The organism is Sphaerisporangium album, from assembly GCF_003323745.1.
Classification (GTDB): Bacteria; Actinomycetota; Actinomycetes; order Streptosporangiales; family Streptosporangiaceae; genus Sphaerisporangium; species Sphaerisporangium album.
Window position 1 is genome coordinate 224,810 of record NZ_QOIL01000005.1, and the last position, 13,116, is coordinate 237,925.

Annotated in this window: 10 protein-coding genes and 1 tRNA gene; 6 read left to right on the forward strand and 5 right to left on the reverse strand. The window is 70.0% G+C overall.

The genetic code is table 11. The features are described from left to right. Positions 1-2: 2 nt before the first annotated feature. The 4 genes from DQ384_RS11045 to DQ384_RS11060 form a co-directional block, all read right to left on the reverse strand. Positions 3-884 carry an NUDIX hydrolase gene (locus DQ384_RS11045; protein ID WP_114028639.1) on the reverse strand — a complete coding sequence of 294 codons (882 nt, stop codon included), beginning with the start codon at positions 882-884 and terminating at the stop codon, positions 3-5. Further along, positions 877-2,967: an RNA degradosome polyphosphate kinase gene (locus DQ384_RS11050; protein WP_114028640.1), complete on the reverse strand. Its 2,091-nt coding sequence runs from the start codon at positions 2,965-2,967 to the stop codon at positions 877-879. Before DQ384_RS11050 ends, DQ384_RS11045 begins: the two co-directional genes overlap by 8 nt. A 77-nt stretch (positions 2,968-3,044) precedes the next feature. Then, positions 3,045-4,145 (reverse strand): TetR/AcrR family transcriptional regulator, encoded by a 1,101-nt coding sequence (locus DQ384_RS11055; protein ID WP_114028641.1) that lies wholly within the window; start codon positions 4,143-4,145, stop codon positions 3,045-3,047. 175 nt (positions 4,146-4,320) lie between these two features. Further along, a complete protein-coding gene (locus tag DQ384_RS11060) occupies positions 4,321-5,259 on the reverse strand; it encodes an acyl-CoA desaturase (RefSeq protein ID WP_114028642.1) in 939 nt (312 codons plus the stop codon). Positions 5,260-5,631: 372 nt separating this feature from the next. On the opposite strand from DQ384_RS11060, the gene DQ384_RS11065 reads away from it, so the two are divergent. From DQ384_RS11065 to DQ384_RS11090, 6 genes are all read left to right on the forward strand, one after another. Next, positions 5,632-5,704: transfer RNA gene (locus DQ384_RS11065), tRNA-Gln, on the forward strand. Positions 5,705-5,905: 201 nt separating this feature from the next. After that, on the forward strand, positions 5,906-7,417 hold the full coding sequence (gene glmU, locus DQ384_RS11070; RefSeq protein WP_114028643.1) for a bifunctional UDP-N-acetylglucosamine diphosphorylase/glucosamine-1-phosphate N-acetyltransferase GlmU: 1,512 nt from the start codon (positions 5,906-5,908) through the stop codon (positions 7,415-7,417). Positions 7,418-7,496: 79 nt separating this feature from the next. After that, entirely contained in the window at positions 7,497-8,474 is a 978-nt protein-coding gene (locus tag DQ384_RS11075; protein WP_114028644.1) for a ribose-phosphate diphosphokinase, read from the forward strand. Between the two features lie 245 nt (positions 8,475-8,719). Further along, positions 8,720-9,325 carry a 50S ribosomal protein L25/general stress protein Ctc gene (locus DQ384_RS11080; protein ID WP_114028645.1) on the forward strand — a complete coding sequence of 202 codons (606 nt, stop codon included), beginning with the start codon at positions 8,720-8,722 and terminating at the stop codon, positions 9,323-9,325. 112 nt (positions 9,326-9,437) lie between these two features. Then, positions 9,438-10,034, forward strand: coding sequence for an aminoacyl-tRNA hydrolase (gene pth / locus DQ384_RS11085; RefSeq protein WP_114028646.1), 597 nt, complete (start codon positions 9,438-9,440; stop codon positions 10,032-10,034). A 215-nt stretch (positions 10,035-10,249) separates the two neighbouring features. Then, positions 10,250-10,813: a hypothetical protein gene (locus DQ384_RS11090; RefSeq protein ID WP_147268737.1), complete on the forward strand. Its 564-nt coding sequence runs from the start codon at positions 10,250-10,252 to the stop codon at positions 10,811-10,813. Between the two features lie 90 nt (positions 10,814-10,903). On the opposite strand, the gene DQ384_RS11095 is transcribed toward DQ384_RS11090, so the two are convergent. Continuing rightward, positions 10,904-13,039, reverse strand: coding sequence for an AfsR/SARP family transcriptional regulator (locus DQ384_RS11095; protein WP_114028648.1), 2,136 nt, complete (start codon positions 13,037-13,039; stop codon positions 10,904-10,906). Positions 13,040-13,116 lie beyond the last annotated feature (77 nt).

Here is a 13,116-nt window from a genome sequence, read left to right on the forward strand (position 1 = left end):
GGTCAGGTGCGGTAGCGCTCCGACGCCACGATCCGCCCGTCCACGTGGTGCAGCACCGCGAGCCCGCCCTTGCGCAGGTGCGTGTCGCCCGGGTGCGGGCCCGAGCGTTGTTCGACCAGCCGCTCGATCAGCTCGGGCAGCACCTTGCCGTGGCTGCACACCAGGGCGGGCTCGCCCGCGTCGACCAGCTTCGACGTGAGCGCGAGCGTCGCGGGCGGGTCGTAGTCGGTCTCGGTCAGCAGCCGGTCGGTGCCGATCTTCAGCAGCTCCCTGGCCGCGTACGGCACCAGCGTCTGCACGCACCGCTTGCTCGGCGAGCTGAGCAGCGTGGCGGGACGGTAGCCGTACAGCACCTCGGCCAGGGCGCGGGACTGCTCCTCCCCCTCCTTGTCGATCGGCCGCAGGTCGTCGTCGCCGGTCCACTCCTCGCGCTCGCCCGCGCTGGCGTGCCTGACCAGCACCAGCGGCGTGGTCTCCAGCGGCGCGTCCAGCATGCCGGCCAGCATGCCGGCGTCCACCTCGTACGACATGCGGGCCCGCGCCTCGGCGAGCGGCAGCCACTCCAGCCCGTCCACCTCGTCGGAGGGCAGCTCGGCGACCTGCGCGACGGCGCGCGCCGCCCAGTAGTCGACCCGCTTGGGGCGCCCGTCCTTCATGTAGTGGACGGTCGGCAGGCGGCGGCCGAGCACGATGCCGAGCCCCGTCTCCTCGGCCACCTCGCGCAGCGCCGCCGCGATCATGTGCTCGCCGGGCAGCAGCTTGCCCTTGGGCAGCGACCAGTCGTCGCGCCGCGGCCGGTGGATGACGGCGATCTCGGGATCGTCGCCCGCCCCGCGCCACACCACCGCCCCGGCGGCCCGGATCAGCATGTCGGGGTCAGTCATCGATGCTCCTCCACCGCCTGCTACCTATCAGGTGGGACTGCAGATCAAGGAGAGGCTCGCCGTTCTCGCCCGTGTGATGCCGCACCCAGGTGCCGTCGCCGTCCAGCCACCAGCTGCTCGTGGTGTCGGCCATGGCGAGGTCGAGCATCTCCGACAGGTACGCGCGCTGCCGGGCGCTGCTCACCTTGACCAGCGCCTCCACCCGGCGCTCGAAGTTGCGGCGCATCAGGTCGGCGCTGCCGATCCAGATCTCGGGCCTGCGGCCGCCGCCGAACTCGAAGATGCGCGAGTGCTCCAGGAAGCGCCCGAGGATGCTGCGCACGCGGATGTTCTCCGACAGCCCGGGGACGCCTGGCCGCAGCGTGCACACGCCCCGGACGATCAGGTCCACGGGGACGCCCGCGTTCGACGCCTTGTACAGGGCGTCGATCAGCGGCTCGTCCACCAGCGAGTTGGCCTTGATCCGGATGTGCGCCGGGCGGCCGGCCCGGTGGTGGGCGATCTCCCGGTCGATGCGGGTGAGCAGGCCGTCGCGCAGGGCGTGCGGCGCGACCAGCAGCCGCCGGTAGGCCGAGTGGAGGCTGTAGCCGGTGAGGTGGATGAACAGGTCGGTGAGGTCCTCGCCGAGGAGGGGGTCGGCCGTGAGCAGGCCGAAGTCCTCGTACTGGCGCGCGGTCTTGGGGTTGTAGTTGCCCGTGCCGATGTGGCAGTACTGGCGCAGCTCGCCGGAGGCCTCCTGCCGGACGACCAGCGCGAGCTTGGCGTGCGTCTTCAGCCCGAGCACGCCGTAGACCACGTGGCAGCCCGCCTTCTCCAGCTTGCGGGCCCACTTGATGTTGGCGTGCTCGTCGAACCGCGCCTTGATCTCCACGACGACCACGACCTGCTTGCCGGCCTCGGCCGCGTCGATCAGCGCGTCCACGATGGGGGAGTCGCCGCTGGTGCGGTACAGCGTCTGCTTGATGGCGATGACGTTCGGGTCGGCCGCCGCGTCCTCGATGAAGCGCTGGACGCTGGTGGCGAACGAGTCGTAGGGGTGGTGCAGCAGGATGTCGCGCTCGCGGAGCGTCGCGAACAGGTCGTCCTCGGCGTGCACGGTCTCGGCGGGGACGAACGGAGGGAAGCTCAGCTCGCCGCGCTCCAGATCGGCGATGGCGTGCAGCCCGGACAGGTCGAGCGGGCCGGGAAGCCGGTAGATCTCGAAGTCGGACACGTCGAGCTCGTCGACCAGGAGCTCCAGCACCTCGGGGGTGATCGTGTCCTCGACCTCCAGGCGGACGGGGAGGCCGAAGCGGCGCTTGAGCAGCTCCTTCTCCAGCGCCTTCATGAGGTTCTCGGTGACGTCCTCGTCGACTTCGAGGTCCTCGTTGCGGGTCACCCGGAAGACGTGGTGCTCGACGATCTCCATGCCCTTGAAGAGCTGGCCGAGATGGGCCGAGATCACGTCCTCCATCGGGACGAAGCGGTCCTTGGCGACCGCGACGAAGCGGGGGAGCTGCGAGGGGACCTTGACCCGGGCGAACACGGTGTTGCCCGTGGTCGGGTTGCGCACGGTGACGGCGAGGTTGAGCGACAGGCCGGAGATGTACGGGAAGGGGTGGGCGGGGTCGACCGCGAGGGGGGTGAGCACGGGCCGGATGCGCTCGCGGAAGAGCTTGCGCATCGCGGTGCGCTCGTCTCTGCTGAGGTCGTCCCAGCGCACGATGTCGATGCCCACGCCGGTGAGCTGCGGGCAGATCTGCTTGTGGTAGATCGCCGCGTGGCGCCGCGCGAGGTCGGCCGCGATCTCGGCGATCTTGGCGAGCTCCTCGCGGGGCTTCATCCCGCTCTTCGTGCGCAGCAGCAGGCCCGTGGCCATCCGCCGTTTGAGCCCCGCGACGCGCACCCGAAAGAACTCGTCCAGGTTGCTGGCGAAAATGGCGAGGAAACGGACCCGTTCCAGGAGGGGAACGTCAGGGTCTTCGGCCAGCTCCAGCACTCGCTCGTTGAAGTGGAGCCAGCTCTCCTCTCGGTTGAGGAAACGGTCCTGAGGGAGGGGCAGGTCGTGACCTTCAGGGATGGGCGGCACGATCTCGACGGACATATGTCCAAAATGCCCTATATAATTGAACGACACGTTAACTTTTCAGCAACGACGGTTTTACTTGCCGTCGAATTCGATCACGGCCGCTCGTCCTCGCCGGGCTCGCCCGCCGGGCCGAGCTCGGGGCGCCGGTCGATCGGCACCCGCTCGACCAGCTCTACCCGCTCGACGAGTTCCACACGTTCGCCGTGGTCGGCCGCGACCCGGGGAGTCCGGGTGGTGTCCCGATCGGCCTGCTTGGCCTCCTGGACGCGCTGTTTCTCGCGCTCGCGCAGCAGCTTCTCGTGCTCGCGCTGCTCGCGGGCCCGCAGCCGCTCCTGCTCGCGCCGCTCCCGCGCCCGGACCTTCTCCTGCTCGCGCAGCAGCTTCTCCTGTTCGCGCTGCTCGCGCGCGCGGACCTTCTCCTGCTCCTTGGCCTCGCGGTCGCGCGCCCGCTCCTGCTCCTTGAGATCTTTCTCAAGCGCGCGTTCGAGCTCCTTGAGGTCCTTCTCGCGGGCCTTCTCCAGCCCCTTGAGCTCCTTGCCGGTGGGCGAGGAGGCGCCCTGGAGCTCGAGGGCGGCCTGCGGGACGGACCGGGCGCGCGTGGAGGCGGCGGTCAGCCGGGGCCGCGGCTCCAGCCCGGTGAGACCGTTCCAGGCGAGGTTCACCAGATGCGCGGCGACCTCCTCCCGGTCGGGCCTGCGGGCGTCCAGCCACCACTGGCCGGTGAGCGCCACCATGCCGACGAGCATCTGCGCGTACATCGGGGCGAGCGTCGGCAGGTACCCGCGGTCGGCGAACTCGTCGGCCAGGACGTCCTCGACCTGGCTGGCGATGTCGCTGATGAGGCTCGCGAACGTGCCGGTGCCCGAGGCGGCGTGGGAGTCCCGCACGAGGATGCGGAACCCTTCGCTGGACTCCTCGACGTACTGCAGAAGCGCGAGCGCGGCACGTTCCAGCCGGATCTTCGGGTGGCCGGCGTTCAGCGCCACGGCCGTGAGGCTGAGAAGCCGCTGCATCTCGCGGTCCACGACGACGGCGTAGATGCCCTCTTTGCCGCCGAAGTGCTCGTAGACGACCGGTTTGGACACCTGGGCGCTGGCCGCGATCTCCTCGATGGACGTGCCGTCGAAGCCCTTCTCCGCGAAGAGGGTGCGACTGACCCGGATGAGTTGCTCCCTGCGCTCCTTACCCGTCATACGGACGCGTCCGCGGGGTCTGGAGGACTCGGTCATGGGTCTAATAATGCTGGGCCCTGTGGGTCCGGCAACCGCAATAGTGGTGGTTTGAGGGGTTATACCGGAATCTGAGGGGCGGACCCGAAGACTGCCGGACGTTCGGGCCGCCAGGGGGCGGCCCGACCGAGAGGGCAGGTCAGACACGCCGTTTGGCCGCCAGACGCTCGGGAGTGGGCCACCGGACGTCGGTCGCCCAGCCTGCCTGCTCGAACCAGCGGATCACGCGGGCGCTGGGGTCGATCTGCCCCTTGAGCGCGCCGTGACGGGCGGAGGTCGGGTCGCAGTGGTGCAGGTTGTGCCAGGACTCCCCGAAGGACGGAATCGCGAGCCACCAGACGTTACGGGACTTGTCACGCACCTCGAACGCCTCGTCGCCGAAGACGTGGCAGACCGAGTTGATCGACCAGGTGACGTGGTGGAGCAGGGCGATGCGCACCAGGCTGCCCCAGAAGAAGGCCGTGAGCGCCCCCGTGACGGACCAGGTCACCAGGCCGCCGATGACCCCGGGCAGGATCAGCGAGGCGGCGACGAGCCACGGGAACAGCTTGTGGATGCGGTTGACGTCCTTGTCGCTGATGAGGTCCTTGGCGAAGCGCTCCTGGTTGGTGCGCTCGGAGGAGAACATCCAGCCGATGTGGGCGAACAGCAGCCCCTTGGTCAGGGCCTTCCAGTCGTTGCCGAAGCGCCACGGCGAGTGCGGGTCGCCCTCCTTGTCGGAGTACTTGTGGTGACGGCGGTGGGTGGCCACCCAGTCGATGACGCCCATCTCCAGCGAGAGACTGCCGGCGAGGGCGAGCGCGATCTTGAGGGGCCGGTTGGCCTTGAACGAGCCGTGCGTGAAGTAGCGGTGGAAGCCGACGGTGACGCCCAGCCCGCTGATCATGTAGAACACCGCGGTGATGGCGACGTCCGTCCAGCTCAGGAAGCTTCCCCAGGCCAGCGGGATCGCGGCCAGGAGCGCGAGGAAGGGCACCGAGACGAAGACGACGAGCAGGACGCGCTCGAAGTTCGACTTCGGCTCCGGTTCGAGATCGGGACGCGGCGGAGGGGTCGCGCGGTCTGCGACAACGGTCATGGGCTACCTCACGTGTTCGGAGAAGCGGACGATCTGGAGCTACGTAACCGTAACCTACGGCATCGTAAGTTAGGAATCCCTAAGCCCGGAATGTGGGGAAGATGAAGGTTCCTCCGCCATCCGGTGGCGGATCCACGTCTTGCGCAATCATCCCCAAACCTGGTAAAGGGACCCATCCGTATATATCAATGACCTGGCCCGGGTTCCCGGCGGACGCGCCCCGCGCGAAGACGGCGGATTCCACGAACTTTCACTCCCTCGGTGCCTGCGCCTCCACGCTCTGCTGCCCCGGAGCCGGGCGGCAATGCGTTGGGCGGCAAGGGCGTTGGATGGGTATCCTTGTCACCGCGGTTTGGGAAGGTCGCGAATCGGTCCGGCGTAGGGTAATTGGCAGCCCACCTGCCTTTGGAGCAGGGTTGTCCTGGTTCGAGTCCAGGCGCCGGAACTTTTCCTCTCATCCGTCGCGGGCGTGTCGCGGCAACGTCCTCGGCCGGGCCGGGCACCTCACGGAGGGGCCCGCGCCCCGCCCGGCGGGCGGCGGGTAAGCTCGCGGTGTCAGGTGGGTGGCGATGCGGTGCCCGGGGGGTTACCGCGCGTCGTCCCGCTCTGGCGTGTCTCAGCCGCGACGCCGAGGGAGCCTCAGTCCGTGAGTGTGCCGCGCCCGGCCGCCGTCATCGTCCTCGCCGCGGGCGAGGGCACGCGCATGAAGTCCTCCACCCCCAAAGTCCTGCACGAGCTGTGCGGTCGCGCCCTGGTCGACCACGTGCTCGCCGCCGCACGAGGACTCTCCCCCGAGCGCCTCATCGTCGTGGTCGGCCACGCCCGCGGGCAGGTCCAGGCCCACCTCGCCGCCTCCGGGCCCGACGCCCGCGCCGTCGTCCAGGCCGAGCAGAACGGCACGGGTCACGCCGTGCGCACCGTCCTGGAAGCGGTCGGCACCATCAACGGAACGGTCCTGGTCACCTACGGCGACACGCCGCTGCTGCGCACCGACACCATGGCCGAACTGCTGGTCACCCACGCCACCGACGGCAACGCCGTCACCGTCCTGACCGCCGAGGTCCCCGACCCCACCGGCTACGGCCGCGTCATCCGCGACGCGACCGGCGCCGTGCTGGAGATCGTCGAGGAGCGCGACGCCACCCCCGAGCAGCGGGTCATCCGCGAGATGAACTCCGGTGTCTACGCCTTCGACGGCCTGCTGCTGGCCGACGCCGTCAAACGCGTCTCCACGGCCAACTCCCAGGGCGAGGAATACCTCACCGACGTGCTGTCGATCCTCCGCGAGGACGGACACCGCGTCGGCGCGTACGTCGCGGCCGACCACATCGAGGTCGAGGGCGTCAACGACCGCGTCCAGCTCGCCTTCGCCCGCGGGGTGCTCAACACCCGCGTCCTCCACGCCCACATGCGCGCCGGCGTCACGGTCATCGACCCCGCCTCCACCTGGGTGGACGTGGACGTCGTGATGGAGCCGGACGTCGTCGTCCACCCCGGCACCCAGCTCCACGGCCGCACGGCCATCGCCTCCGGCGCCGAGGTCGGGCCCGCCACCACCCTCACCGACACCACCGTCGGCGCGGGCGCCGTCGTGCGCAACGCCGTCTGCGAGGGCGCTGAGATCGGGCCCGGCGCGTCGGTCGGCCCGTACGCCTACCTGCGGCCCGGCACCGTCCTCGGCCGGGGCGCCAAGGCCGGCACCTACGTGGAGATGAAGAACGCCCGCGTCGGCGAGGGCTCCAAGGTTCCGCACCTCACGTACGTCGGCGACGCGACCATCGGCGAGGGCTCCAACATCGGCGCCTCCAGCGTCTTCGTGAACTACGACGGCGTGCGGAAGCACCACACGACCGTGGGCGACCACGTCCGGGTCGGCAGCGACAACATGCTCGTCGCCCCGGTCACCATCGGCGACGGCGCGTACACCGCGGCCGGCTCCGTCATCACCAACGACGTTCCGCCGGGGGCGATGGCCGTGGGCCGGGCGCGTCAGCGCACCATCGAAGGGTGGGTCGCGCGCAGGCGCGCCGGCACGGCCTCGGCCGAGGCGGCACACCGGGCGCTGGACGGCTCGGCCACACGACCGGCCGACGCCACTCACCCGGCAGGCGATCAAGACGGGCCGGCCGGGGAACAACATCAGGAGAGCACCAAATGAAACAACGCGGCGAGCGAGCCGAGAACTGCGGCGTCGCGTCGCGGACACGTCCGGTGGGCCGCAAGGAGAGGAGGGCAGCGTGAGCGGCAAGAAGACGACCGGTGAGAAGCACTTGATGTTCTTCTCCGGCCGGGCCTACCCGGAGCTGGCGCAGGAGGTCGCGAAGCACCTCGCCATCGACGTCACCCCGACCAAGCTCCACGATTTCGCCAACGGCGAGATCTACGCCCGCTACCTCGAATCCGTGCGGGGCAGCGACGCGTTCGTCATCCAGAGTCACACCGAGCCCATCAACAAGTGGGTCATGGAGCAGCTGATCATGGTGGACGCCCTCAAGCGGGCGTCGGCCAAGCGCATCACCGTGGTCCTGCCCTTCTTCGGCTACTCCCGCCAGGACAAGAAGGGCCGGGGGCGCGAGCCGATCACGGCCCGGCTCATGGCCGACCTGTTCAAGACCGCGGGCGCCGACCGCCTCATGTCGGTCGACCTGCACACCCCGCAGATCCAGGGCTTCTTCGACGGCCCGGTCGACCACCTGTTCGCCATGCCCGTGCTCCACCGCTACCTCAGCGACAAGCTCGACCCCGCGAGCACGACCATCGTCTCGCCCGACACCGGCCGCGTCCGCCTCGCCGAGCGCTGGGCCGACCAGCTCGGCACCGCCGTAGCGTTCATCCACAAGCGGCGCGATCTTGACGTCGCCAACGAGGTGAAGGTCCACGAGGTCGTCGGCCAGGTCAAGGACCGCACCTGTGTGCTGATCGACGACATGATCGACACGGGCGGCTCGATCACCAAGGCGGCCGACGCCCTGTACGAGCAGGGCGCCACCAACGTCATCGTCGCCGCCACCCACGCGATCTTCTCCAGCCCGGCCGTCGACCGGCTGAAGAACTCGCGCATCTCCGAGGTCGTCGTCACCAACACGCTGCCGATCCCCGAGGAAAAGCGCTTCGACAAGCTGACCGTCCTGTCGATCGCCCCGCTGATCGCCCGCGCCATCAGCGAGGTCTTCAACGACGGTTCGGTGACCAGCCTCTTCGAGGGCGACGCCTGATCGGGTTTCCGGCCGAGCCGGAGGAGACCCTGGGCACTGTTCGGGGCCGACTCCCAGGCGCCCCGGACCGCCGTGCCGTGAAGCCTGTTCGGGGCGCCGACTCCAAGGCGCCCCGAACCGCCGAGCGGAGCGAAGCCATAGGCACAGTCGGATAGGCTTTGAGAGTTGTCCGCGCTCGTAACGCCTTCCGCTAGGGCGGGTGAGGGTGAGCGCCTTCCACATTCCAGAACTCCCTAGGAGACACCGTGTCCGAGGTACGTATCGTCGCCGAGCCGCGCACCGAGTTCGGCAAGGGCGCCGCGCGCAAGATCCGCCGCGCCGACAAGGTCCCCGCCGTCCTGTACGGACACGGCATCGAGCCCAAGCACTTCACCCTGCCCGGCCACGAGCTCCTGCTCGCCCTGCGCACGCCCAACGTGCTGATCCGCCTCCAGGGCGAGGGCGTCAACGAGATCGCCCTGCCGAAGGGCGTCCAGCGCGACCCGATCAAGGGATTCCTGGAGCACGTCGACCTGCTGCTCGTGAAGCGCGGCGAGAAGGTCACCGTCGAGATCCCGGTCACCACCACCGGCGACATCGCCCCGGGCGGCCTGTTCGACCAGCAGCTTCTCAGCATCGCCGTCGAGGCCGAGGCCACGCACATCCCCACGGGCATCGAGGTCGACATCGAGGGCCTGGAGGTCGGCGCCGTCGTCACGGCCGGCGACCTGAACCTCCCGCAGGGCACCTCCCTCGTCGCCGAGCCGGAGACCGTCGTGCTCCAGGTCATCAGCCAGCCGACGGCCGCCGCGACCGAGGAGGCCGCCGAGGGCGAGGCCGAGGGCGCGCCCGCCGAGGCCGCCGCGGAGTAATCTCCCGTATCGTCGTCAGGGCAGCCACGCGCCGGTCTCCGGGCCCGCGGGCTGCCCTGTTCGATGTCCGCGGCCATTCGCCGGGCGCAGAGAGTGAACGGAGAGAGATCTCGTGGACCGCTGGTTGATCGTCGGCCTGGGCAATCCCGGCCCCGAGTACGCCGGTAACCGGCACAACGCCGGGTTCATGGTGCTGGACGAGCTCGCCGCGCGCGTCGGCGGCCGCTTCAAGACGCACAAGGCGCACGCCGAGGTCGTCGAGGGGCGTCTCGCGGGGGCGTCCGTCGTGCTGGCCAAGCCGCGGTCGTACATGAACCTCTCGGGCGGGCCGGTGAAGTCGCTGGCCGACTTCTTCAAGGTCCTGCCCGCGAACATCATCGTCGTCCACGACGAGCTGGACATCCCGTACGGCGCGCTGCGCGTCAAGCTCGGCGGCGGCGACAACGGCCACAACGGCCTGCGCTCGATCACCAAGTCCCTCGCCACCAAGGACTACCTGCGCGTCCGCTTCGGCGTGGGCCGCCCGCCCGGCCGCATGGACGCCGCCGACTACGTGCTGCGCGACTTCGCCACCGCCGAGCGCAAGGACCTCCCCTTCCTGGTCGACCGCGCCGCCGACGTCGCCGAGTCGCTGATCACCAGCGGCCTGGAGGCCACGCAGAACGCCTTCCACCCGAGCGACCTGAAGCCGGCCAAGCCCCCACGCTGACCGCGGCGCCGCCTGAGCGGCCCGCGGGCGCCTCCTCCAGCCCGCGCGGAGCGGCGGCAATGCCGTCACAACGCCGCCACAAGGTCGGCGGGATAAACCGGTGCTGCTCCGGTCGCGGCCGGCGCGTGTGATGTCAGCGCATCCTGCCACCCCCCCATGGAGGACCAGTGAAACGCAGCCGATGGGCAGCCGCTCTGCTAGCTCTTCTCGTATCGGTGCTTCTAGGACAGGTAGCGGTCAGCGCGCCGGCCTCGGCCGACGGGTATTCGAACTGCATCCCGATCTGGAGGAACGGAAGGATCGTCGACTGCGTCCCGATTCCGATCCTGGTGGAGACCTGGTGCCCGACGTGCCCGCCCGACTACGCGCTCGACTTCCGTGAGTACACGGTCCTTCCCGAGACGCTGAAGATCCAGTACGTCACGGCGCTGAACAGGGGGCTGAGGTCCCTCGACCAGGCGGCGCTGACCACCAACCCCGCGGCCCGGCAGCAGCTCCGTGCGGAGGCGCTGAACTCGTTCACCTCCGCCGCGCAGACGCTCGGGAGGAACACGACCGTGTCTGTGGCGCAGGTCGGGTACATCGATCGGTACGCCGGTGTCCTCAGGCCGGCTTCCATTCCGTGGCTGAGCGCCGCCGGTGTCGACATCGCCGACGGGCTGACCGCGCTGCAGAAGGCCAACGGCGGCGGCCTGCCGGACCCCTGGCGGGACCTGGCGGTGGCGGAGTTCGACGAGGCGTACGGAGAACTCAAGCACCAGGTCGTCATCGGCCCCTGAGACCCGCGCGGCGGGCCCCGGCGACGTCGATGCCGTTGTGGCGGCGGGCATCGCGACGCCGGGGCCCGCCTCCTGCGCCCGGCGGATCGCTCAGGCGCCGCGCGTCCCCTGATGATGGTCACGCTGGTCGAAGTACCTCCGCAGAGCGAGGACGAACCTCGGATCGGTGTCGCCGGACTGCCGCGCGGACACCCACGACATCGCCGCGCGCAGGTTGTCGTGTTCGCCGGCGAGCCGGTCGAACCGGTCCTGGTCTTCGGGGTCGTCCTCACGCCGATCCCCCGCCCGCACGAGACGGAGGAAGTATTCGGCGTGGGCGTCGCGGGCTTCGGCCTCCTCTCCCGAGACGGTGCGGGCGAGCCGCTCCGCGGCATAGGCCCGTACCGTCTCCAGAAGGCGGTAGCGGGAGCCGGAGCCGTACTGCTCCGTCATGACCACCGACTTGTCCACCAGGGCGCCGAGCACCGTGAGGGTCTCCTCCGGCCACAGCGCCTGGGCGGCGTCGAGGGTGAAGCCTCCTGCGAAGACGGCCAGGCGGCGCAACAGCGCCTGTTCGGAGGCGCTGAGCAGCTCGTAGCTCCAATCCAGTGTCGCGTTTAGACTGCGATGGCTGGGCATGGTGGCCCTGTCGCTGAACACGTGCAGGCGGTCGCCCAGCCGGTCGGCGATCTCCGACATGGTGAGCATGGGTTTCGTCGCGGCGGCGAGTTCGAGGGCGAGGGGCAGGCCGTCCAGCTCGACGCAGACGCGCGCCAGTGCCCGGGCGTCCGCTTCGGCGATCCGCGCCCCTGTCCGCTCCCACACGCGGGCCTGGAACAGTTGCGCGGACGGGAAGGCCATCACCTCCGCCAGGGTGCCGTGCCGGCAGGGGTCGGGAACCGGCAGCGGCGGAACGTGCCGCACGAGCTCGCCGGGAACGGCCAGCCGGATGCGCGTGGTGGCGAGCACGCGGACCCGGGGACACGCGCTCAACAGCCGTCTCACCAGCGAGCGGCACCCGTCCCTCACATGTTCGCAGTTGTCCAGGACCAGCAGCAGTTCGCAGTCGCGAAGACCGGCGATGAGCGTCCGCTCGGGATCCGAGCCCGGCCGCACTCGCAGCCCCAGCGAGGCGACGACCGTGGCGGCGACCATATGCGATTCCTCTATGGGTGACTCTATGGGTGCCTCAATGGGTGAAAGGTCGGCGAAACAGGCGCCGTCCGCGAAGTCGCCGGCCACGTGGGACGCCACGGCGATGCCCAGGCGGGTCTTTCCGCATCCGCCCGCACCGGTCAGTGTGATCAGCCGGTGCGAACGGAGGAGGGCGATGACGGCGTCGAGCTCCGAATCCCGGCCGATCAACTCGGTGAGCGGGACGGGCAGGCCGGACGCCACATGGGGGCGGCGCGGAACGTCCAGCGCGACCTGGGGGCCCACGTCCTTGGCGTTGTCGGCGAGGATCGCGGCGTGCAGGCGGCGCATCGCCGTCCCCGGTTCGACCCCCAGTGCTGCCGCGAGCACGGCGCGCGCCCGCTGGTAGACGGCGAGCGCCTCGCCCGGCCGTCCGGTCAGGTGCAACGCCGCCATCAGCAGCTCCCACAGCCGTTCCCGCAGTGGATGGGCGCCGACCAGACGCTCCAGCTCGCCGATCGCCTCGACCGGGCCGGCCGAACGAAGACCCGCCGCCCAGCGATCCTCGGTCGCCGACAGGCGCAGCTCGCGCAGCCGTGCGGCCTCCCCGTCCGCCCACCCCCACACCTGACAGTCCACGAGTACGTCGGCCCGCCACAGGTCCAGGCCCCTGCTCAGCTCCTCGGCCACGCGCGCGGGCTCCTCACGGGCCGATTCACGTCTCGCCGCGCTGACATGCCACTCGAAACGCCAGGCGTCCACGGACCCCGGGTCGAGGTCGAGCGAATACCCCCGGCCTCTGGTGGCGAGCACTTCCGGTAAGTCGGCGTCGGCCAGTGCCCGTCGCACGCGGGCGACATGGCTGCGAAGGCTGGCCATCGCCGTCACGGGCGGATCCTCCCCCCACAGGCCGTCCACCAGCCGCTCGTAGGTCACGATCTCGCCGACCCGCAACGCCAGCAGCGCGACCAGCGTGCGCTGCCGCACGCCGACCAGGTGGACGCGGCCCGCCGGGCCGAGCACCTCCAGCAGGCCGAGAAGTCGCACCACGGCCCTCGGCGGGCGGGAAGCAGGACTCCTCGCGCGCATGGAGTCCGACGTAGGGTCGGTCATCTGATGATCTCCATCGGTCAGTGACTCGATTTCTTGACACAGTGATATGTCGCGCGATTTGACGAATCCTTACGGCA